Source organism: Mucilaginibacter phenanthrenivorans (genome assembly GCF_024721155.1).
Taxonomy (GTDB): Bacteria; Bacteroidota; Bacteroidia; order Sphingobacteriales; family Sphingobacteriaceae; genus Mucilaginibacter; species Mucilaginibacter phenanthrenivorans.
Genome location: NZ_JAHVAP010000004.1, coordinates 293,886 through 319,323 on the forward strand (window position 1 = coordinate 293,886; position 25,438 = coordinate 319,323).

Annotated in this window: 8 protein-coding genes; 1 reads left to right on the plus strand and 7 read right to left on the minus strand. The window is 47.7% G+C overall.

All coding sequences use genetic code 11. The features are described from left to right. Positions 1 to 2 precede the first annotated feature (2 nt). Entirely contained in the window at positions 3 to 4,418 is a 4,416-nt protein-coding gene (locus KXD93_RS10855; protein ID WP_258137117.1) for an FG-GAP-like repeat-containing protein, read from the minus strand. A gap of 183 nt (positions 4,419 to 4,601) precedes the next feature. Here KXD93_RS10855 and KXD93_RS10860 point away from each other — a divergent pair, with 183 nt between their 5' ends. Further along, positions 4,602 to 6,872 carry a glycoside hydrolase family 3 N-terminal domain-containing protein gene (locus KXD93_RS10860; RefSeq protein ID WP_258137118.1) on the plus strand — a complete coding sequence of 757 codons (2,271 nt, stop codon included), beginning with the start codon at positions 4,602 to 4,604 and terminating at the stop codon, positions 6,870 to 6,872. 429 nt (positions 6,873 to 7,301) lie between these two features. Here the strand turns inward: KXD93_RS10860 and KXD93_RS10865 are convergent, their stop codons facing one another. From KXD93_RS10865 to KXD93_RS10890, 6 genes are all read right to left on the minus strand, one after another. Beyond that, entirely contained in the window at positions 7,302 to 7,697 is a 396-nt protein-coding gene (locus KXD93_RS10865) for a hypothetical protein (RefSeq protein ID WP_258137119.1), read from the minus strand. Between the two features lie 111 nt (positions 7,698 to 7,808). Next, on the minus strand, positions 7,809 to 16,370 hold the full coding sequence (locus KXD93_RS10870) for an RHS repeat domain-containing protein (RefSeq protein ID WP_258137120.1): 8,562 nt from the start codon (positions 16,368 to 16,370) through the stop codon (positions 7,809 to 7,811). A gap of 4 nt (positions 16,371 to 16,374) precedes the next feature. After that, positions 16,375 to 17,151: a hypothetical protein gene (locus tag KXD93_RS10875; protein WP_258137121.1), complete on the minus strand. Its 777-nt coding sequence runs from the start codon at positions 17,149 to 17,151 to the stop codon at positions 16,375 to 16,377. A gap of 7 nt (positions 17,152 to 17,158) precedes the next feature. Beyond that, positions 17,159 to 23,953: a hypothetical protein gene (locus KXD93_RS10880; protein WP_258137122.1), complete on the minus strand. Its 6,795-nt coding sequence runs from the start codon at positions 23,951 to 23,953 to the stop codon at positions 17,159 to 17,161. Positions 23,954 to 23,967: 14 nt separating this feature from the next. Continuing rightward, positions 23,968 to 24,372: a hypothetical protein gene (locus tag KXD93_RS10885; RefSeq protein ID WP_258137123.1), complete on the minus strand. Its 405-nt coding sequence runs from the start codon at positions 24,370 to 24,372 to the stop codon at positions 23,968 to 23,970. Beyond that, positions 24,353 to 25,438 carry a DUF928 domain-containing protein gene (locus tag KXD93_RS10890; protein WP_258137124.1) on the minus strand — a complete coding sequence of 362 codons (1,086 nt, stop codon included), beginning with the start codon at positions 25,436 to 25,438 and terminating at the stop codon, positions 24,353 to 24,355. The genes KXD93_RS10885 and KXD93_RS10890 overlap by 20 nt, the downstream gene beginning before the upstream one ends.

Consider the following 25,438-nt stretch of genomic DNA (forward strand, 5'->3'; position numbering starts at 1 on the left):
GTTTATGGATAAGTAAAAGGCACGGAAGACGGATAAGTTAATTTAACGGGAACCTTCGAATTGAGCTGATACAAATTCAGGGCAGATGAACTCATAAACAAAATCACTTGTGTTACGCTGCCCAGTGCAGGATTGATATGACCAAGGTTTACCGGTCCGCTGGAAAGGGATCCCGGATTGACGTCAACCAAACCGCCGTTGAAATAATTTGACCCACCGGTTTGAAACACGCCGGCACCGACAAACATAAAGACCGTAGCATTATAATAATCATGCACATGACCGTTTACCATGATGTTACCGCTGGAAATATCCAGTGTCGGCTGCCAGTTTTCTGTCAGTAATGGCGGACTTCCGGTACCCACTCTTATCGTGTCAGCCAATGCCGCCGTGAAGTTCCAGTGGTCCTTTACAGAAACATTGAAAGTATACACGCCTGTCGCCGTCGGGGTTCCATGAATATTTCCTAAAGTATCCAGCGTTAGTCCGGTAGGCAATGTCCCGGATGCCAGCGTGACCTTGTATTTTGCATAACCATTCGCACCATTGACGGTAAAGTTGTACGCGGAATCTTTTTTTGCGTTAATCGTTCTTAAAGGTGCAACAATTATCGGCGGGGCGGGCTTGACAAGCAGATTATAAACACGCGTGACATTTGCGCCGGCGGCGTCGGCCACTTTCACCGTTATCGGGTAAGTACTTGCAGTTGTTGCTGTACCGGTGATCACGCCATCAGGATTGAGGGTTAAGCCCGGCATAATGCCTGAGACCAGCGAAAAAACATAAGGTGGTGTACCGCTCTGGGCCGTGATGATCGAGATTCCGGGTACGCCCTTAATAAATGGCCGTATGGTATAATTCACCTGGTCCCGGTTAAAAAAACTTAAAGGAGAGGTCGCCTGAACGCCTCCAAGCAAGGTACTCCGCTGCTTAATACCCAATGCGTAAATTGTATTGCCCTGGTCTGTCGGGTGTATGCCGTCTGATACGGTAGCTGCATCCTTTCCGCTGAACAAAGTTTCAAAATCAACGTATTCAGTGTAATTGTGACTGGTACCCAACGCCCGCTGCACGTCCCGAAAATCACCTGCTGTAGGGCCGGTGCCGGAAAGCAGGTCATCCGTATACGTCTCTGTATTGGCCCCTTCAAAAAACTCAGGTCCGGTCGACTGTATATAAAACTTTCCTCCGGTGCGCAGCACTTTCAGACGCTCGATCAAAGTTTTGTATTCGGTGTAAAAATTCGTCAGCGGCGTATTGAAGCCATAGTCATTGACCCCGATCTGAAACCAGTATTTATCAGTTTTGAAAGCAGCGAGCTTTTGCGCAAAAGCTTCCAGTAAAGTAGGCGTCTGCGTATCCGTGTGCAGGATCCGGCCGGCATAGCCTTCAGAATAAATATCACCGGTAAAGCCAAAAGTCGAGTCCCGCAGCGTCTTCATCATCCAGACATTATTTTGTGCATTACTGCTAATATTAAATCCAGATAAGATGGAATCGTGGATATAAGTAATGCTGTTTGGTGCGACCGTTGTTGAAGGTACAATCGTTGTGGAAGATGCTGGAAAATACACCGCACGTAAAAAGGTCCCTCCGCGCCTGGTTGCGGGCGGCGTAGGGAGGTATGTTCCCTGTCCGGGCATCATGATCTCAACGGTCTTCATACCAGCTGGCAATACGTCGCTAACGAACTGGATTACCTTTGCGATATCCGACCCTTCCACCTGATAATAGTTATAAAGTTTGCCATTGATAAATATGGCAGGGCCGGATATGTGTGACGGGGTATGCCCGCCATAGGCAATGAATTGTGCAGAAGGGATAATCCCATCGTATGGCGTAGAAGAGCCTATTGCGCCTTCCTGCACCATCGTATTTGCGTAAGCCAGGTAGGTATCATTCAATGGCGAAAGTAGGTTATTGGCGTCTGTGATCCTCTGGACCAACAACGCAAGGTTGGTGGCAGAGGCAGGAGCTGTCACCGTATACACCCCAGGTTTACCCGGAATGACCGTCAGTAGCTTGGCGGTATCCAGCGGCGTACCGTTATTATAAAAAACATAGGATGGGCTTGTGGTCAAAAGACCGGAAATCGTGTAAGTTTTACCTGGGATAACACGTACTGCGCTGTCGATGCTATTATTACCGGATTGTATTCCGAATCCATGGGGCACCCAATCTGAATTGTTTAAAGATTGATAGGCCGGGAAAAGGTTCACAACGCGTTTGTCATAAAAATCCCGGACATACTCGATCAGGATTTGTGTGGCATCAGTCTGGAAGCGCATCCGGGCATAGGCGGAATGCTGCAAATACTTCTTTCGGGCTGCATTATAAGCATCACTAAAACCATACCAGCCGGTTTCCGTATTACCGATCAGCGAGGTTGCGTCCGCACGGTAACGGTTGAAATAACCTGTCATACCTCCTTGTTGTAAGGTAAGGCACATATTTTTCTTGAATTGCGCGCTCCCGCTGGCGGTAGACACGCCACCTGTACCACCGTTAAATATGACGGCGAAAACATATTCGGTCTGACCAGTCAAAGCTGGAATATTCCAGCCGTAATCGGTAAAAGCCGCCGTCATAGTAAACATCTTTCTGGCTTGGATCGACATGTTGGAGGTAGCAATCAACAGCACCTCGATGGTTCCAGTCCCCTGCGCGGAAAAGGTTAAAGTACCCCTAACAGGCACTGAAGGGATCTGGGACCCCATCGTTCCGAAATAAACGAAACGGCCGGCATTAACCGTCGTTGCGGAGATCGTCGTGCCATTATCACCAGCCAGCGTATATGTCAGGCCGGGAACGACAGGAGGCTCCTGCTTCCATTCATTATCCATGATATCGGCACTGATAAAGCTGCCGGTACTGATGGCTGCGGTCGATGCGGGATAAGCCGGCCCCGGTACGGCAGTTGCGTTATAGTTGTGCAGCACAGATACCGTATTGTCGATGTCATTGGCCGTTACCAAATCTGGCTTGCCATCCATATCGACGTCTCCTATGGTCAGTGAATAAGGGGTATTCCCCGTCTGGAAATCAATTTTCGGGGCAAGCGTTGAACTGGTGATACCCGTAATAGTTGCCGTATTCCTAAAAACAGAAATGGTCTTACCGTTATAATCAGCCGCAACCAGGTCGGGGACTCCATCCCCATCTATATCTCCTGCTGCAAGAGACACTGGCTGGCTGCCCGTGGAAATATTGACTCCGGCAGCAAAGGAGCCGGCAACGATGCTGCCAGGTGCCGTCATTAAATTCCTTTTAAGTGTGATGTAGTTGGCACCGGAAACAGGATCGAAATTCGCAATTACCAAGTCCGGATAGGCGTCGATGTCTACGTTGACCGAGAACACCGCAGTTGGCTCATAGGTAACCGGGATATCTATTTTTGCTGCCAGGGAAGTACTGATAAACGCTCCCGGCGTAGAACTGTTTTTAAAAATGGAGATCGTTTTGCTGCCAAAATTTGATACTAGGATATCCGACTTGCCGTCCTGATCGATGTCGGCAACGCTGATAGAATTCGGCGCGGTACCAACCATGAAGTCAACGTTTGCTGCGAAATTCGTCGTCCCGCCACTGGTGATATTCCGCAGTACGGATAGGCTGCCTGCCGCAAAATTGGCAGTGAGCACATCTGGCAAACCGTCCTTATCGACGTCCGCAATAGCGACGAAACGGGATGTACCGCCGATTGCGTAGTCTGTTTTACTGGAGAAAGAAGGAGTTTTTGCAACCGTATTGGTATTCAGCAGAATAGATACTACGTTTTGCCCCTGGTAGACGACCGCAAGATCGGGCTTGCCATCCCCGTTAAAATCCCCGACTGCTAATGCCGTGGGATTGCTATTGGTTGCAAAATCAGTCTTCACAAAGGATGAGGAGGTTATACTGCTGCCGGTCGCACGATTGGAAAGCACCGACAGCGAACTTCCGGTGGCATTGATCACGATCACATCCGGCGCATTATCGTCATCGACGTCAGCAATGACGGCCGATGTAGGATTTTTCCCGGCTCCAAAATCCAGGTTGGGGTCGATATCACTTGATCCAATACTTTGGTGCGAAGTAAATGTGGTAACAAAAGGGATGCTCGAAGCGCCCGTAAGATGGTTGGCCAGATTGGTGACGGTTACCGGCTGGTATCCTGAACCCGCGGGTACGGTTACCGTTAGCTGAGTGGTCCCGGTAATGGCTGATACAGTCGCCTTGACTGGTCCAAATCTTACCAGGTTATTCGCCAGCGTAGCATTAAAACTGGAACCGGTAATCGTAATACTTGTTCCAACCGGTCCTTTATTCAGGGACAAAGCGCTGATGACAGGTATTTGGGCAAACAGCTTTGTGGTAGTTATAAAAACAAGCAATAGGGCAAAGAATAAAAATTGCCGGTAAAATCTTTCAAACTGCATTTTTAGGATGGCCTATTAGTTCGTGATAAGTTTAGTTGCTTAAATTTCGGAAATTTAAGTTCTATAAATATAGAAAATGAAAATTTAAATATTGGTATAGTTATAATTTTTTTCTTTTGAAAAGAAATCAGATATTGCATAACCGGACAACCCATCACACCTGATCGTAAAAGCGCTGCAGCAATGAGATTTTTCCTTAAACTTTTATTCTTCTTCTTTTTGTATTATCCATCCAGAAATGTGTTTGCACAAATCCAGAACCAATCGGCGGAAGCTTCACGTCTATTAAAAGGCCTGTCCCTGGAAGAAAAATTACAATTAGTGATTGGCATTGGGGGGCAGGCAATTCCCGTAAAAACACCGGGCGCTGCAGGAGCGACTGCAGCTATCCCGCGGTTAGGCATTGAATCGATGGTCTTAGCCGACGGCTCCTCTGGTCTAAGGATCAACCCGATGAGGAATAATGACAGTACACACACCCATTACACTACGCAATTTCCTACCGGTACGCTTATGGCGTCCTCATGGGATACGGAGCTGCTGCACCAGGTCGGTGAAGCGCTGGGCGATGAGGCGAAAAAAAACGGCGTGGATATCTTACTTGCGCCTTCCATAAATATTCAGCGCAATCCGCTGGGCGGCAGGAATTATGAATATTACAGCGAGGACCCTTTGCTTACTGGCATGCTTGCAGCAGCTATGATTCGCGGCATTCAATCCAATGGGGTGGGTGCATCTCTCAAACATTTTGCAGCCAACAACCAGGAAACCAACCGCCATACCATCAATGAACTGATCTCGGAACGCGCCCTCCGGGAAATTTATCTTAAAGATTTCGAACTAGCTGTTAAAGAATCCTCCCCATGGACCGTTATGTCGTCTTATAACAAGATCAACAATACCTATGCGCCGGAAAGCTTTGATTTGCTGACCCGGATTTTGCGCCAGGAATGGGGATTTAAAGGGATGGTCCTGACAGACTGGAACGGGGGCAACGACATCATCGCACAGCAAAACGCGGGCAACGACTTGCTGATGCCCGGTAAACGCGGCCAATTTGAAACATTGTTAAACGCAGTAAAGTCCGGCAAGCTAAGTCTAAAGCAACTGGATGAAAACGTATTACATATTTTAACAGTTTATCTAAAGACACCGTCGGGCCAAAGATTCAAGGCAACGGTGCCACCGGATTTGGACCGGCACGCCGCACTGGCTCGGACAACAGCAGGTGACGGTATGGTACTTTTGAAAAATAACGACCACGTATTGCCTTTACGGACAAGGCAGACAATCGCGTTATTTGGCCGCTCGGCTTACCGTGCAACAACGGATTTTACCACTAAGGCTTTTGCATATCAAAAATACGAGAGCAACCTGTTACAGGGTTTGATTGACGACGGGTTTAGCTGCGATCCGGCGATGGTGGAAATTTACCATGCTTATTTAAAAAGCGAAGAGAAAGATGCGGAACGTCCAGGGGTGGATATGCATCAGGCCAACGCGATAAAAGAACCAAATATCGGTGATATCGACATCGAGTCAGCGGCCGACCGTGCGGATGTAGCCATCATTTCTATCGGCCGGACCTCGAATAAGGGCACAGATCGTAAACTGGACAATGACTTTAACTTATCAGCCGGCGAAACAACTTTAATAGCAAACATCAGCAAAGCTTTTCACCGTCGGAACAAAAAAGTGGTCGTCGTCCTGAATATTTGCGGAGTGATCGAAACAGCCAGCTGGCGCGATCAGGCCGATGCCATATTATTGGCCTGGCAGCCGGGTCTAGAAGGAGGCAATGCAACGGCAGATCTGCTATTAGCAAAAATAAATCCATCCGGCAAACTGACGGTCACCTTTCCCCTATCTTATGCCGATGTACCTTCCGCAGCAAACTTCCCGGGCGCAAACTTGTCAGACGCCCTAACAGTCAGGTACCAGGAAGGAATATATGTGGGATACCGTTATTATACCAGCTTTAATATACCGGTAGCTTATCCATTTGGTTATGGTTTATCTTATACTCAATTCAACTATACCGGCCTTTCCGTCCAAACATTATCTACAGGAGACATCAAAATAAGTGTGTCCGTAAAGAATACCGGCAGCCTTCCAGGCAGGGAAGTGGTTGAATTATACACCAGATCGCCAGACAAAAGCATGGATAAACCGGCCCGTGAACTTAAAGGTTTTTTAAAGACTAAACTTTTAGTCCCTGGCGCATCGGTGAAATGTATGTTTACGCTTTCACCGTTAGAACTCGCGTCTTTTGATACGGCATCGGAAGGCTGGTTAACAGAGCCCGGAATTTATTCCATTATGATTGGTGATGCAGCTTCGGCCAAAATAAACGGACAGTTCAGCATCAATAAAGCATATCGGTCAGGAAAAAAAGGCAATTTGCTCGCACCTGCTCAGTCACCGACAGATATAAAACCGCCCGCCCGAAATTGAACGCCAACGTCGACACCTGCCGTAGCTATTCATTATGGATCAGCGAACCAGGCTTAAAGTTGTTAAGCCTGGCAAAAGGGAATTCCAAAATCCCTGTACCTGCAAAAACTTGACTTTTTGCAGAATAAAATAATTTCAAAGGTTACACCTCTGTTTGCAATCACTACTGGTAGCTATAAATTTTATTTTTATTGTAGAGGATTTCTGGCTAAGTCGATTCAATTAATCATTTGCAGTTGCAGTCCTTTTTAAATAATCTTTGCCCCTTGATTCCAGAAATAATAATTATAATAATTCAATTTCCTTCTTCTATATTTATAGATTGATTTCATCTGTTGCCCATTTTATACTTGCTGTAATTGGGAAATAGGGCTTTCATCAACACTAATGAACTTGATCGCTATCGCATTTTGACGGTTAAAATAAAATTCAATAAAGTTTAGGGTTTTGATAAATAATTGAATCTGCGAAGTGATGCATCTTTCCATATAACTCGGCAGGTTTCAACACTTCTTTAAAAAATCTAGTTTTGATACGTTGAATTTCGTGCTCCCCTAAAAGCACCCCGTCATTAATTAAAGTGTCTGAAAGGTTCTTGTTGTATATCGTTTCGATCAAACACGGATCATTTGTAAAATTAATCATAAACCATTCATCGGGTTTATTTTTTAAGTGAATGATACGTTCTTGATCTTTTAGTTTTTCGCCAGATAAAAATATATAGTTTACAGAATCCGGAATTACCAAATCTTTATTAATTACACTATCCACGTAAATCGTCAAAATACGGCTACTTAAGCGGCTTTCTTTAAAGTCAATAAACAAGTAACTATAGTTATTTACCTGGTAACAACTTACTAACACAAATAAACAAATCAGTCTGGCAATTTTCTTTATGATTATCATACCTTAAAATAAAAAAGGTTGGTAAGTGAATTAATTATTAAATTCTTGAATGGGTAGACGTACGCTTTTGGGAGTATAATTATGATCTGAATCGCTGGTCCACATTCCGGCCTTTCTAATGTAATCTCCATCCTTATCTTTATCCAAATATAACTTTAAAAATAAATTATAATTAAATAATACATCGCCATTGGAACCACCTGTTTTCGTTCCATCGTAATTGGTAATCATAAAGTCCGAAATGCTTTTTATTTTATTCATGACGATCATTGCGAATAACACTGCTCCATTCCCAGCCGCTTCAACTTCCGCTTTGGTTACTTTAGCAGTACCTAATGGGTCTCGATCACCTACTTTATATTTTCTTAAAAAACTTATCCATGTGCTTAATGCTCTTTGATCAACTGGCGTAGTACCCCAATCGTTCATCAAAGAGCTTTTACCAACAGCCAATAACTTATCATAGCCCATATCATGTATTTTTCCGCCTTGATCGACCGCATCTATTGCTGGAATATGTAAATTATTGTTAGGATTTCTCAAATCTGTTTCAATAGAACCGTATTTGTCAACCTTTAAAACAGGAGATGACCCATAAAAGTTCCCATAGTCCGTTGTAAATAAACCCATTAAAGTGACATTTCTTGACACGAAGTGCCCATATGTATACGTTCCATCCGTGCCATTTGAATTTTTAAAATGCACAGTTATATCATACATTACCCCTGGTCCTCTTGGTCCGGCAACATTGCTTTGCGTTGGGTCATATTGAGTATAATTATAGGTTGTAGCAGAATTACCCTTAGCAGGAAAAGTATTGATATGTACTGTGCCATATTCTTTTCCATCAATATCAATACCATCGATTGGTCTATTACTTGCAAACTGATAGGGCGTAAGCATCGGATAAGAAGAAGCAATCGGGTCCGTTGATAAGAATCTGCCTACCCTTGGATCGTATATCCTCTTGCCATAGTCTTGTTCATTGCCCGTCCCTTTTACCTCATTGTCGTTTTCTTTACCATTAAAACCATACTTATAAATACTTCCGGCAGCAGTAAATTGTCTAACGGGTTGCAGCATTCCGAAAGGATAATAATCCTGAGCGGTGGTGACATCTGGCAGTAAGATCGGTGCGGTATTAGTTGCGGGTTGAAGCCTTTTATCGCTGACGGTTGTAAGTACATTTCCTAAATGATTGTTCAATTCATAATACTTCCTTCCGGCGTTTCCATATTCAGCATTCGGATCGGAGGTGTTACCGGTGCCTACGTTGAGGTTAGGCGTCCACATGCCCAAGCGGCTGCTTCCATAAAGATCCTGTTCTTTCCAAGTTATGGTGCTTCCACTGTTATCATAAACAGCAATTGGGTTTCCTTGTGCATCTCGCACATACCAGGTCGTACTGGCGCCAAGTGTTTTACTAACTCGGTGACCTGCGGCATCATACGTATAAGTGAGGTTTCCAGACGACTTATAGATTGTTTGGATTTTTCCGTAAACGTTCCAGTCAATATTAGTAATCCCGGCAGTAACATCATTGGTTAGGTTGCCAATCTTATCATAGCCGTAATTATTAGGAGATTGCGAAACCAGGTCATTCGCGTAGTTACTGGTGGTTACTGTGTCTTTTATGAACTGCAATTGGTTATTGATCAACCAGCCATTGCCGTTCCGGTTATACTGATAAGCAAGCCTGTCCATTTGCAATGAGCTGCCCGTTCCTTTTCGGATATAACTCAAAATATTTCCGTTGCCATCATAAACCGCATTTTCACCGTAATCTGTGATCATGCTCGTTTTATCCCAGGAAGTTCCGCTAACCGGCGTATGCTGGCGCATCACTTTTAAACGGCTTAACTGGTCGTAGTGATAGGTGTAACCCACCGGGCTGCCTGCGTTAAACTGTGCTATAGAAACCACACTATTGCTTATATTTCCGTTGTACAAACTCTGCCCGGTGATATCGCCGGCAGAAGCTGTGTAGTTGAGACTGAAAGCTGTCGACCCAGTTGGAACGATCGGCAGATAATCGCCGGTATAATAGCCCAGTGAATAAGCGAATGCATCTTTGGCGATGGTGCTATTTGTGCCGCTGAACCCATCCTGACCAACATCAGTTGTCAGTCCGGTACTTTGGTTGTTGACACCTTTAAGCCAGCCTTGCAAGGTATAGACATAATCCAGACCCTGCACTTTCCCGTTAACGTCTCCCAATTCCATTCGTTTTAGAGGACCGTGCAGGTAATAATCGTAGTGGGCGTCCATGCGCCGGTTTTCGGGAAGCAGGTCGCTTGCATTGTAGGCCCGGATAAGCGCCATCGTGCCGCTCCAGGCCTCTGTCAGCCGGTTGTCAGCGTCATATACATATTTGTAAAAGAACTGATCGGTTTTACCTGTTTGATAACGTACAAAATTGACTTTGCCACCAATTAGGTCGTACTCATAATCCAGCTGTTTGATACCCAATCCGTTGATCTGCTGCCACAGCGTTGCCACGTTCCCATCCAAGTCATAACTGTAATAACTGGCCTGCTGTATTGGCCCGGCCTGTGTATCACTGTAAGTACTGGCCACGACTCTTTTTCGGAGATTGTTTTGCAACAAGGCTTGTTGTAAACCTGCGATCCCTGAAGTATTAATCGTGTCGTAATAGGTATGTGTGATCTGGCTGTTAGTACCAGAACTGTAGAAGCCTTGCACCAAAGAGTCGTAAAGATAATCAGGGATACTCAAGCCAGAGTTAGCGGTATTTTTCTGCCCCACTTCTTTGATCCGACCCAATAGATCATAAGACGTATAGCTGAAATTAGCAGCTGCCAATTGTTTGTCATTCTGTGAAACGACCAACCTGCTCAATAAATCATACCAATAGTTATTAGTTCCGCCATCCGGCGTATTCTGCTGGCTGATCTGGTTGGTAGCGTTATAGGTATAACTTGTAGCGAGCGTATGGTTAGGATAAATGCCACTGAGGTTTGTTTCTTTACTGCTGTTTACGCCCACGGTGGTCTCACTACCCGCCGAAGGAATATTAAAACGATACCAATTTGTACCGTAATCGGTATTGAATGGCATAAAGCAACTGTTGCTGGCGTTAATGGCGATTTCATTTGGATTAAGCAGGCGATTGTATAACCGCAAATGCTTGATGGTGCTGGTGTTGGGAGGGTAAATTGCTGGCGGCCCGTTGGTAATTACCGGCACTTTATTACCGTTAACGTATACGCTCAGTTCGCCGGTCAGAAAATTTGTCGTCTGCACAACAACATGAGTCCAGCTCTGTAGCGGTGGTATTTGAGATAGCCCGACCGTTACCCGGTTTTGGTTCACAAAGCTTCCGAATGAAGGCGAGCTGTAGATGTCTACGCTAAGCGCAGTACCATTAATGCCCAATTGAACACGGTATTGCCCGTCGGGGGTCACCTGTGCGAACTGGTTACCCGAATTTGTGGTATTATAAAACCAGAATTCCATAGCCCCATTGGCACCGGTACTCAAAAGCGTACCTATAGCGGTGAAGGCCGTGGTGGCTTGGCTCGTTATGGGGCCGGTGTAAGCGGTGCCGCAGGAACCTGCGTCTGCGCCGTCACGGATCTGTTGCACCAGGGCAATCTGCGCATCACTCAACAGATGCACACCTTCAGGGGGAATGGTGCGCACCAGGTTGTCGGCCTGGTCATAATAATATAGAGTGTAATGGTAATTTTGAACCTGTGCTGTATTATTTACATTGGCCTGAGCTGCTGCACAGGTACTGATATAATTGGTTCTAAAAAGTTCTTTTTGCGCTGCGATATAAGCTGCGTAATCTCTTTTGCCATTGGCTGCCTGTACACCGATCTGATCTTCGATCGGGCCAAAAGGATCGGTGGTCAGCGGTTGATATGGAACTACATTGCAGAGCAGTCCTGTCGGAGTAGCATCATATTTAAGCCATGCGGAATAGCTTAACGCGAATCCAAACTGCTGGTTCATAAAATTGGTCAGGATGACACTGTAATGTGGGGAGCTGCTCGTCAGTGTAGGAAAGGCAGTTGTCAATGCTGATTTTGCGGTCGAATAATCGCTGGCCGATATGCAACCTTTGGCACCGGTTTGCATAAATACCGGAAGCGTAACATCCTGTGTAAGTATATAGTTACAGGCTGCGGAAGCATTTTGAAGTGCGGTGAGGTCGCTTTGACTTAGTGTCATTGCACTGCCGAAAGTAGCAACCAGGTACTGGTAAAAAGTGCCTGAGTAATGAGAGGCCACATAGCGGTTATTCAATGCTGTTACCGTATCGGATATAGCTTTGGTGCTGTTAGAAATGCTTTGTGGTGCTACCTGAGCAGGCGCGGAATAAGCGGGCGGTCCATCCAGTAGCCAGGGATTTAATTGGTCGGTGAAAGCAGAAATCAATAAACTACTTTTAATCACATCACCAAAATTGAGTGCTGGTGAATCTTGATTTGCCTGGCCTGGTTTGAGCGTGCTGGCACCGTACGGATGACTGAGATCGCCATTATGCTCACAAAATTTAATCAGGTTTGCTTTTAGTGCAACAATTTTGTCGGGGGTGATGGTGGGGGTGTACGCGGCAATTCCGGGTACGAGCAGGGCCATCCAGCGATCGGCATTCCCTTCACAACTGTTAACAATCCCATTCATCGCCAGGGTACGACTCTGTTGATTAATTGCAGTAGAGTCCGATCCGTATGTATTAGTAGTGGTAACGGCATCAAAACGGGAAGTTTTGTAATTATAAGCCTCGGCGCAGCCATTATTAGCCAGCAGCGGTAATTTACAGGCGGATACAGTGCCGTAAACATCCATTAATGCCTTATTATTTTGCAGGTTGATGAAGGCCGTTCCGGTATAGCTGTTGGAATCTATATTCATCACGAAGCTGCTTGGACCATCAATACGCAACTGAATTTGTGCGCTCATGGTCTTCCGTCGGCACACAATAACGTTCGGTTTAACCTTTACGGTAACGAGTAAGCCGGTATTTCCGCTTACAGCATCGAAATAATTATTGTTAACTGCGCTGATGTAAAAATCGGTTGGCCCGTAATTACAGTTGAAACTGGTCAAAGACAAGCGTTGTATGCTCGTGACTGGGGTGGTTGGTGTAACCGGCACGTACACTGCAGGCGCCGATCCGGAACAATTTACTGCCTTGATCTGGATATCTGTCAACGGCAGGCTTTTCGGAATACACAAAAACATTTTGCTAATGCCCGAAGCAAATGTCACACTGGCTGGCAAGCCGGCCGGAGCATCGGCAGGATAATAAAAATAAACGTAGGTGGCTAGCCCTATTTTACCGGCGTTACTTACAGTCACAGACTGCTTCGTCGTGTCACTGGTACAAGTCCCAGCCAGCGCCAGGTCACTTTCAGTTGTCGCACTGATGGAAAAATCATTAATAGTGGCACAAGTAGCGGCTGGTGCGGCAGCAGTATAAGCCGTACCGATCGTACAATTATTGGCGCAGGTGGTGGCGTTCCTCAGTTGGGTATAATAGTTTTCTTTCAGTTGCAGGTAGTAATTTTTATAAGCTGTCCAGTCTCTGTCAGCAACCCGGCAGGAAACAGCCGAACAGTTATCCCAGCAATTATTGGTCGGCGTATCTGAACTTTTGCAGTTCCCCGCACAATAGAGTGAAAAATCTATGTATTGTGTCAAGCTTTTTACGGATTGCGCTGAGCCCAAGATCCGGCTGCTGTAACTGTTCAGGTCTGCCAACATGTTAGCTCTGTTGGGTACGCCGGCGCCTGTACCGTTGAAAAATGGGTCGGCAGCCAGCAGCCAAGCGCCGTTGCTGTAGTCATAATGTAGGCCGACGGGCGCACCCGGTAGTGCTGGAATATCTGTCGCTTTCAATGCGATCTGCCGCACGTGCTCATCCCAATCCTTATAACTGCTATTTTGAATGCAAAATTGCAGCTTGCAGTATTCCGGGTGAAATTGCAGGAAATAAGTCGCCCAGGATGGCGACCAGTACTTAACCACATCGATCAAAGTTGCACCAGCATCATTCGGATAGAATGTGGAACCGTCGCTCCGGGTAATGCCGTTCTGCAGATAAACAGCGTCAGTAGCCGGAAGCACCGGGAACGCCACCCGCCAGTTGTTAGCAATCACATTGATATTTCCTTCAATGGTAGCGTCGTTGCTGTCGAAAAGCGCATATTGTCCGCCAGGGGAAACATCCTGCTGCATCAGCGTCTGGATGTCATTGCAGGGGGATAAATTACAGGTCGCATGCGCCACGGTCGACAGGCTGTCGTACTTGGCGCTCACCCAGGCATTATAATTTACCGAATCCGTATGGCTGAGTTTGCTCAGGTCGACGTCGAGCGCACCGAGCTTCGTGCTGAACATTTGGGTAAATGCCGTCTTCGTTCCCAATGTTTGTACTGCAGTGGTACAGTCCGAAAGCACGCCACCAAAGTCAATCCGATTGAGGTAAGGAAACACAAAATTCCATTCTTTTGAGATCAGCCCATAGCCCTGTCCCTGCGTGATGAACTGGTCGAGGTAATTTTCCATTACCGTTTTGCTCAGGGTAAACTCGCAAACGATGTAATATTCACCGACGCTGGTGAAATTCATCGGGATGGACTTCGCGAATGTGGTGTTCAGGTTACAATTGGCAATAGTAGACCCAACTGCAAAAGTGGTGTTGCCGGTATTCACCGGCACCGTTGGCGCGCAGGAGTTGAATACCTTAAAGTTCAGGTCATAATAACAGTTGCTGCAGATCTTCGTTGACCCTGTTGAATACGTATAGATTAGCTGCTGTATATCCAGTTTAAGCGTGTCAGGTCCCGTTGAGGTTACCGGGTAAGTCGTTGTTGCGGCCAGCTTTAGACCGCTGTTGTCAAAAACAAATTGGTTGGGTTTCAGCAGGTGGGTCGTCCTGAACTTTTTCGGTACGACCGATGCCAGTGAATCCATCGTTGCCGGCGCTACGCCGGTCAGGGCGGTCGCAATGGTTTTCCCGCTGGCGTTGAGGTAACTGACACTCATTTGGTTATTCGGGTCAATCACGATGTTTTTCATATAATGTTCGGCGTAGCCGACATCATTCCCAAAGAGCTGATCCAGCTCCCACTGCTCGGGTTTGCCATAGATGTACTTAGTGGTATAGCTTGGCGCATTCAGTCCTGGCTGAAAGGCCTGGCCTACCCCACCCTGCAACTGGATCCTTCCCGTATTATCCGCCATGTATTGGGTAACCGATAAGGGATACCGCTGGGCATCGGGAATGTATTTATTGGTACTCTTTGCAAAATTATTGTCGGTGATAAAGTCATTCTGCGCGGAGTAATATTTACTGGTGCCGGAGCTGGTATTTAGCACTGCCGGCGTGGGTTCGCATCCTGAAGTCACAATATCCGTATAAGAATAGGGCAAGGATGAGCTATTGAGGTTCAGGTTACTGAAATAATGCAGGTAAGGCACATTGACGCCGCCTACCTTTACCGGTGCAGGTAGAATGCTGGCGACCGGCCGGCCGAAAAGATCGAAAACGTTCTCCTGTACTACCGGAACCCGGTCAGAATTATTTACCGTAACGGTTTGCCTGCTGCGGAGCGTCCCGTCGAAATACGAGATCACTTCTTTTTTCTTCCCCTCCTCTGCATAGGCAGCGGAATACTGCCAGTTGAAGTTGCTGACATGCCAATTGCTGCTGATGTTCCAGGCGGAAAATGCGGTAGAAAGGTTATAGAACCAGTCTCCAAGCAGTCGTATACCGGTGGGCGGGTCGTAATGTATCCGCCGGATCCGGGCGATGAGGTAATCATCATTAAAGGTGAGGGCAATGGTATCCGCGTGAGCGTGCGTCGTAATTCGGGAGGCGTTATTTTTGAAAAGCAACGCAGCCTGTGAAGTCAGGGCGGTATTGGTTGAATTGGTGGCCAATGCACTGGCGATCGCTTCATTGGGATCGCCGATACTGATGGTTGTCCACTCTACGTCATATTCTTCATCGCCTGGCGTAAAACCCCAGCTCAGGGGCAGCTGGCGGGTGGTCGCATTGATGCCTGTGCTGCTAAAAGGCAGCGCGGTATGTGGCTGAAAAGTATAAGAGCGGTCAACGGTGATATTCCCGGTCAATTGTACGGCCCCGGTCTGCGGCAGGGCGTCACCCGCATTGACCACAGCTATGTTCGTCACGTAAATCGCGATCTTATAGGCATTGGCAAAATTGTAGGTAGAAACACCTTTATAGGTAAGCCCTTGAGTTTTGTTGTAAGTAACGCTCAGCACAGGTGTATAGCTGACTGCGACTGTTGAGGAAGAAGGGTCGGTAAAGCAATCGATCCGAAGCGTTAATTTACACGAGAAACTTCCTGAGATAAAAGCACCGTCGACTACGCGCAAAGAGACGGCGTCTGTTACCGAATTCACCGTCTGAAGGGCGGTGTTGGAGGAAAAATTCAGGTCCGTGATTGAAAATACGGATGTGGTCGGGCTTGCGGTCATTGCCCCGTTATAAGATCCCGGCCAGGAATCAATCGTGGCCCATGCCCTGTTCGTCATGAACAGGAACAGTGCCATCCCTATTAAAAAGCTTAATTTCTTTTGCCTACCCATAAATTTATTGCGTACGTACCAGTTCGTAATTGTGATAATCAGCTGTAAGTTTCAATTCATCGCCATCTGTGCGAACGACATGTTCCGCCTGGAGGTGTTTGGCGATTTCCGCCCTCCTTACCCAACGTTGAAAGTGCACATCGACAATGCGGTCCATTGCCGGGTTTGCAGGATCGGCCGAATTCGGCAGGCGGGCATAGATTTCCTTTACCTCTCGGCTCAATGTATCATAACTAATTTTATATTCTTTGCAGGAAATATGATGTTCGTTCAGCAGCCTGATTGTCCTGATATTTTTCTTGGTATCGGAACTCAGCAGGTAATGCTCTGAAGCCATCCCGCTTTTAAACATAGCCAGCGACCCTACTCCTTCCGTGCTGATCGTCTTCTGTGCGCTGACCATCACTTTGTGCTGATCATGGGAAATGAATAAATAAATCCCACCCGCATTCAGCATTTCCGTACTGCCATACCGGTAATAGCAGTCTGCCCCGTTCTGGCTGTAAAGGAAGGGGACGTTTCGGTTATTTTGTAAACTATCTGCCCGGTCGGTGACCGTAATTTCGCCGCTATAGGTACAGGGAGTGTGACGCACGTCGAGCGTCCCGGCAATTTTATTGAAGGTGTCCAGTAGCCGTGCATCATATTTCGGTGCCGGTCTAACGGCGTTTTTCAACGGCGTCACCAAATTATGGCTGCTACTATTGTGCTGGTAAGCAATCGTAATCACTGCCGAGAGCAGCAATGCAGTAATCATCAGGAACAATTTTCTATTCATCATGCATTGATTAAGGCGTATTTTTCTTCTGGGATGTCCTGGTTTCCTTCAGGGTCATGATCCCGCGTTCCGTTTCTTTTTTCACACGGATCAGCAAGCCTTCGCTGTCATATTCATAAAAGGTGGCAAAGCCGTTTTCATCCAGTTCGGCCATCAGCCGCATCGATGAGGCATCGTAGCTATAACTCTTCATGTGGGCGTCAAACGGATGGATCCGCATATCGTCAATGATGACGGTCGCCCCGTTCAGTGGTAGCAGGCTGATGCGAACCGGCGCGCCTGCAGGCGGATTACCGGCGGCGCTAAAGGTCATGTACCCTTCAAGCAGCTTCCAGTCTTCTACCAGCGCTTTGCAAATCAGCGGCTTGCTGACCCCGTTCACAAATAGGCCAACGTTAACAGATTTATTGTTCGGCAGCCCGTCCTTTACCCAAACATTGAACAAGTATTTCTTCCCGGGCACTGGTTCAAAACCATTCGGGTAAAGCCCGGTGGTTGTTGCTGGTTTGACATACTGGTTATTGGCATCAAATGCCAGGTACGCCTGCGTTTTCTGGTCTCCGTTATAAGCGATAGTGGCCAGCGTAAGCGAATCAGATGGCAAGGAGACACCATAATTGCCGGTATGAGCAGCCGTGGTTTCCGTCAGGCTGGTGATCAGCTTACCGCTGGAAAGCTGCGTAAATTCCCTTGACGTCGGGCCGTCGAGGTAAGATACGGTGCCCGGGCTGAATTGGCTGTCCTCGAAACTAGAGGCATAAATTTCCCGGTTTTTAGCATTACTGGCAACGGCTCCGGGAAGTTCGCCGTTAAAATCAAACTTCGCTGCGCTGTAACGGAGCAGCGCATCTTTATTTTCCAGTTGCTGGCCATATTTGTCGTACATGGTAACCGTATTGGCGGTTACCCATGACCCGGCGAGGACATTTTCTATCCACGGCGTCTGTCCGGCGCCCGGCGCATACCAGTCCGTGAAGAAATTATTCAGGTAACCGGCACCTTTTACGTTGACTACGCTGTTTGCGGGGTTCAGCAGGTTGTTATAAACGCGCTTTTGCTGAAATACCTTGGTCTGGTATGGCCGCCAGTTCCCCAGGAAGCCGTAGATGTACGGATTGATGGCGGTAGGGGGAGGCTGACAAGGCGGCAGGTAAGGTGTATGCAAGGGATCATTATAGATAATATTATAATAGGACACCCCACCTACACGGACATAGGATTGGGCAGCAGCATTGTGGGCAGCACTTACGGTACTCCAGATCGGATGGATATTAGTGCCGGTCGTACCGGCCGCCTGAATTTCCGCCATCGTATTGTTGTAAATTTCTACGCCGCCGCCAATGGAACTGGTCGCCGTAGGGTTATAACCGGAGTAAGTCAGCTCAACGGATATGGAGTGTTGTCCCTGGGTTAGCACAACCGGGATGATATTCCAGCCGAAATAGGTGACATCGTTATGAGAATTGACACTGATTATATTAGTGCAGTCGATGGTGAAGGACATGTTAATGCTCGAATCAAAGCCGATCCAGTAAGTGCCCGCAGTCGGTGCCGTAAAAGTGGAAAATACACCCATCACATTATTGTTGGTCGGTGCGATCAGCGCGGAACTGATATCAATAATACTATTACGGGTAAGCGCCGCATCAAAATATGAACTGACGACTTGAACACCCGAGGCATGATCAGCCGTGGTGAATGTATGGTTGTTGTACTGACTGTTCATCAACCATGTGCCGGAATTATGACTTTCAATGGCCCCGCCCTGATCGATGGTCAGGTTGTAGGGCGTAGTATTATTAATAAGATGAACGTCAGGCTTTTCCACTGACCATCCCTGGTCATAGGTATTCGCTGATGCATTGATCACCTTTTGACCAGTCAGGTCTGTATTATCCATGGCGAGCCGGTAACCATTACCTGCGGCATTTAGGATTATCGGATTGTTGAGAGAGACGATGGTCGTCAGACCGGCGTCCAGCGTGTTCCGGTAACCGGATCTCACAACTTTAACCATGCCCGGGATATTGACATTATTCTGGATCCGGCCGTAACGGTCTACCAGGCATTTGACGTGCGCAGTTCCGCCTGGACCGAGATGGACGATGTCTCCACCCGGAAATACCGTGTATACCGGACGTCCGGTGGAAAGGTCGATGACTTCATCGATAACCCAGTAATGTACCGCTGTATTGTTAGGATCGATAAGTTCATCCCCGCCGCTGAGGTAAGGATCAAAATTGGACGGAAGTATGCCGGTGGAACTGGTCGTCAAAGCTGAAAGCATCATGCCCAGGTTCTGGTAAGCCGGTCCCATTTTCGTATAAGCCCAGTAAGCTGGAATGTTCAGGGAATAAATATCCTTATTGAATTCATTCTGCGTACGCGTAACGACCGGCTGCCCGGTCTGCCCATCATACGCCAGGTTTTGGGTGCGAATGGTCGACCCGTTATCTTTTTTGACCACGCTGTCGATAATCCCATAGTATTGGCTGACTTTGACGGCACAGGCGGACCTGAATAATTTGTACTCAGAGTTATTCGCGCTCGGCCAGTGGGGAATGGGCAAAGGAATACCAAAAGCCGGAATAATATCTGCACCGACATTGATCGTTTTCCCGTTATTCACGCTCTCCTGTTCCCGGAAATCAGTAAAGAACTCGATGTCACGGCCGATCACTTTATTTTGATCGACGGTACCGTCCGGGTTGACCACATTCACCGTGTTTTTCAACCGCATCGGTGACGTCCCGTTCGGCGTAGCATTATAATAGCTGACAGAAGAGGATACCTCTACGCCCGCCTGGTTGTAAACATGGCTGGCCTTCGGCTTACCATGCATATCATTCAGCTCGATCGCATAACCCTGGGACATGGTCAGTTCATCGATACTGGAAGTCTCGGTAAAACTGTATTTGGCCTTAGGGCGATTCTCGAACTTTTGCATCGGCAACACGGTAACCTGAACCGGAAAATCCTTGGCCGTGTAGCATTCGGTTACCGTATAGCCCGTGCGGATGGATGGGTCGGCCACCAGGGTATTGTCCAGGTCCTTAACGGTGACTTTGCTATAAACTACCGAGGGCGAAGGAAAAAAAGATTCCCCGAAAGGTTCCTCCAGGTCGAAAAGATTGCCGATGGCCCCTTTTATCTTTTGAACATAAAAAACAGGTTGCTTCAGGGGATTTTCATCATTGCCTACGGAGGGCTCGTAACTGGCGACACCACTGCTGATGGATTGCCCATCTTCGATCGTGGTGTAGTCATAAGCCTGGCCGTAGGTCTTGGCTGTTGTCCCTCCCATCTCGTTCCAGTCATCATTGATCACGATCTTGGCGACCCGGACTCCCCCGCCAAGTTTATGCCCGTCGATTTTAGTCAGGCGCACAAAACTCCGGTTCAGCTGAACGTTATCCGCATAAAGGTTAGAAGAACTTGCTGCCTTTTGATAAAAATTCTGGGACAATTCGCTGAGGTTTGCGAAAGCAGAGAAAATAGCCCGAACGGCGTTTTCTATACTCTGGCCGGCCGTTTCACTGCCCACGCGCCGGTCAAAACCGGGGTAAGCATAGCGGGGGTATTCTTCTTTGATCCTTTGCCAGGCGGAAAAAACCATGGGGTTTGCGGATACCCCGCTGTCAGTACGGTCCTGAAGCGTGACATAAGCATAGCCGCCCAATAGTTTAACCTGCTTGACCTGGCTGTAGGCAGGGATAAAATCATAATCCTGGCCCTGGCTGTTACTATTCCCGTTGGCCACCTTTACCCACATTTTTGCATAAATGTAATCCGAACCGTTCAGATAGTTCTTTTTGAACCAGGCTGTAACCTCAGCGTTATCGGCGGTTCCTGTCGGCATCTTGAGTTTGAACCCTTTGGCCCTGGCCAATCCGGCGCCGCCCGTAGCTGGCACGGCCATCGCCGTACCTGTCGCGTCAATCAGGTCGTCGATCTTGGTCATGACCATTGCTCTCTTGTTTTGCACATAAGCATAGTCATCGGACTCATAGGAGACGTCAATCCCGCCTCCCGTGGGCAAGGAGATGTGCTTCAGCTGCCAGAGCGATGCACCCTGGCCCACGCTGGATTTTATTTGCGCATTGCTATTATACAAGTCCTGCACGGTATAGGGAAATTCATCGTTCAACAGGCTGAAGTTACTGTTGTCCAGGGAATCCCGGTAAACGCCCCAACGGTCCGTCGACATGGTATTGTAGCCCACGTTCGTGCGGACAGTCCCGCCTGTCGTGGTGTATCCCGTATTGTAGGTGAATTTATAAGGGAAATACTGACCTTTGGTCGTACCCCCATATTCAAAATGGACCTTGGTCAGCGTTAGTTTCCCGCTGCCGGCCGGTAGAGAATTGGGCGTGTTCGGGCAAAGGCTGTAATCATAATCAAATTTGACCACTTTGATCGGTTTGCTCATATCTGCCTTGGAATAAAGGCGGATCTGTCTCAATCTCTTCTGATGCACCGTATTGTCGACCCCCCCGGAGAAATCCAGCACGCCCAGTCCGTCTGTCCGGTCTTCGGTAATGAAATAGGCGATCTTGGTTTTCGATTCAACTTCGCTGATGTACCATAATTCCTTTTCGCCGTAAATGATGCTCGCCTTGTCGTCATCCGGGTCTGACTGTAAGCCTTTGTTCAGTGTAGCATTTTTGTAAGGAGTGCGCCACCTGAATTTTGGGATCATGGTATAATTGAATTTAATCCCAGTGCCCAGGTCATCCGGCGTAATGCCATCGCCTGTTTTGTCTACGTAATCCGGGGACAGGATCCCGCTCAGTAAAAAGCTGGTCGCGTAGGCCGGCTGGCTGTCTTTATGATAATAATTATCGATCCCTTTGTTCTGGCCGAGCGTGGGTTCCGTGGTACCATAGGCAAACTGGATCTGGTCATGAGTATTGGTGACCATGCTGTAATCTCTCGCCGGCGCAGTCCGGGATCCGATCGCGAAAGAATATTCTACCTTTTTGGTGTTGTAAACCGGTATGCCGTAAACCATGCGCTTCCCATCCGGACCGGTGACTGTCATTTCCGACAGGTGGTGTTTTTGTCGGTACCCCCCCGCGATCCAGCGGGGAATGGCGACAGGGATAGGTTTATGATTGGCCGGTGGAGTGAAATTACTGACATCGTTTATCGGGTAGTTCAGGATCTGGTTATCCAGGCCAGAAATACTGGCCTCCTGGGCGGTAAGATAAGAGATAGAGGTCCGTTGTAGCTGTCGCTGCTGTTTCTGAATTTTGCTAAGGGTGGAATAGCCTGTAAAATTATTTCCCGCGGTTATTCCGTTCACTTGTACTGCCAGTGGGGTAGTGCCGTGCAGCTGGCCGCTCATGTTCGCGTCTTCCAGCGTTTTTTCACCCACCTGTTTGAAATAGGCATGCTGGTAAGCGGGAGTGGCCGTCGACAGGTCCTGGAAATCGCCGCTGGCCAGGTAGGCGTTATCTTTTACCCATTTCCGTGTTGTATTGGTCGTCTTTTGGTTAAACAGCGAAACACCGCCATGGCCATAAGAGCCAAAGCCGGCGTCGAACCCGGCGCTGCTTTCGGTGTTTAGATCTGCCGCCTGGTTATCGAAATAAATCCCGGTCCCGCCACGGTAAAGGCGAAATTCACCGCTTCCCTCCTGGCTGGTATAGGTGAACAGGTCAGGCGTACTGACCGGCAATGCGAGATTAGGCATGTCCGGTATCACGGGGTTATCCTTTTCCCGGATGAAATCCATCAAACCACTGGGCTGGTTTTTTCCCGCCTCCGAGTACAGAAAGCCATAGGCAGGATTGCTGATGCTCCTGGCCTGTACTTCCCGGACAGATTTATAACCACTGCCACCACCTCCGACAAAGATCAGGGCACCCGCAAAACCAACGTTAAAGCTGAAAGATCCGTAGCTGGTTTTATAAGGGATCTGCACATGCGGGGATACTGGTTCGGTGTTGTAACTGATCGTGGAACCACCCAAGCCATAATCAGCACTCCCTTTGACAGTAGAAACGGATTCTCCAAATGGCGAACAGGGATCTGCAGTCACAATGTCTTTGGTGGCAGAAACGCCGTAGCTTCCACTAAGGGACAGGCTTTTCATACCCGATCGCGTATTATAACCGAGAGATGCGCTTAATCCGGCATTTACGGTTGTTGTCTCATCCGTGTGGCTTCTCACGCTAAGGTTCGCATAAGGAGAAAGGTTTACGCCGCTTGCGGTGCTGGATAATACGCCTACGCCCAAACTTGCGGTCATGGCACCGTCGGTACCGCTAGAAACGGAAATTCCGGGATTGACACCTACTTCCGCGCCGATACCTGTATAGTTATCACTGAAAATGCCTAGTGAAAATGTTCCTTCACCTTTAATCGGGGAATACATACCGCCGACTTCCGTTTTTACATTAACGCGGCCACCTACGGTGATTTTGGGTTTGGTATAATGATCCGTTTGAACGGCATCTCCTCTCATATCATCCGGAAGTCCCCTGACCTGGCGATTGATGCTGCCGACATTTAGGCTCCAGCCCAAGCCTACCCAGCTGGCCTCATCATCTATGCCTGTGCCGGACTGGTAATTAAGGTTGATCGGGTAGCCATCTACGTCCAGCAGCGGAATATTATATTTAAAATCACCGGACGTCAAATCCACCATATCTGATACGCTTGCCTGCTGAAATCCACGGACTTCGGGCTGTGAAGGACCGGAGGTCAGCGCCAGCGCGGTCAGCGGCAGACAGATGTTCGTCATCCAGATAAGCAGGAAGAACGCGGCAATTTTACGGGATTTATTCGATTGAAATTTCATGTTTGCCGATTGAATTAATCTTTAATTTTAAAGGTGTATTTTCTGGAATAAAGGTATTTGTCGTCAAAGACCAGGCTGACAGGCCCGGCTGCGTCCCATTGTAATAAATATTCATAGCTGCCTTTGATCCCGTTAGCCACCGGCTGTACAGCAACAGCATATTTCGGCTTACCATTATCGAGTAGGTAAAAACAACTGTCGGCATGGTAAAGCATCTGGTTGCTGACGCGGCCACTGTTGGTGATTCCTTCTTGAACGGGAACAATCTTGCATTTATAAGCTGTGGCGCCTGCGTTGATCCGCACCAATTGCACGATCAGCCTGCTGTCCCTGACCTCCTGTACCTGCCTGGTTTCCGGCCGGCACGCGGCGATCGATACCGCCAGCAAAATCATCAGGTTAATCTTTAGGCTGTTCATAGACAAATCTTAAATTTTTAACGGCACCGTTTGGCAGCCATAGTTTCAGTATATAGTAAACACCGGGCTGAAATGCCCCGTTACCAGAAAGATCAATAATGAGCTTATTGGTACCATTTAATAACTCCAGTTTGGGTAATCCCCCGATACGCTTTCCGTTATTTTCAAGGCTGGAAATGGAATATTTCAGCTTTTGTTTCTGGTAAGGATTGATGATGCTGATCCGGATATCTCCGTTGGCTACGTAATAATTACCCCTCAGGAGATCTTCGATATCCCGGTAACCGGAGTCAGGCTTGATTTTTTTAATACTATCCTGACAATCGACGGTAAATTCCCATATTTCTGAACGAGTCAGTATGGTGTGTTCTTTGTACGCTGTTACCTGCCAGGCATAACGTTTCTTACTTTCCAGTTCTTTAGCGATAGACGGGTAAGGTAACACCGGGGCGATAATAGACGACTGGTTAATCAGCGGCAAATTGTAGTTCAGCGCTTCCGTTGGATTTTGCCCGCTTTTAATTTCGGCAAGCACCAGCTGGTAATTCGCGCCGGGGACGCCCGGCAACAGTGGCTGCCAGGTCAGAAGCGGACGCTTATCGCAAATCTTGTCTTTGTTAACCGGGTCAATCAGTGACAGTTCTGCAAAGGGGGCAAGTAAATAAGGGAAACACTGTTCGTCCGGCGGATTATCGGTATGGGTGTAAGTCAGCGTAAAACAATAATCGTAATCACCTTCAGGAAAAGACCGGCTTGCGGAGGTGATTTGTCCAAGCCGGTTTTTGGAGAATTGAACGGCCGCACCGCTTACTGCCGCTACCGGGATCGGATTGGAACCGGGCAGGATGGAAAACTCCGGGGTCCGGATCACGCAGATCGCACCTCCTTTTCTTTCGGTAACACTGATCACCAGGCTGGCGGTCCTTTTTCCAGAGATGTTCATCAGCCTGCAACTGAACAAGCCATTTATATTCCGGCCATAAATTTCAGGAATAAACTGGAAGCTTACCTGGCTCATTCCACGAATGCTCAAAAAGACAAACAATAGGGTTATATAAATCTTCAT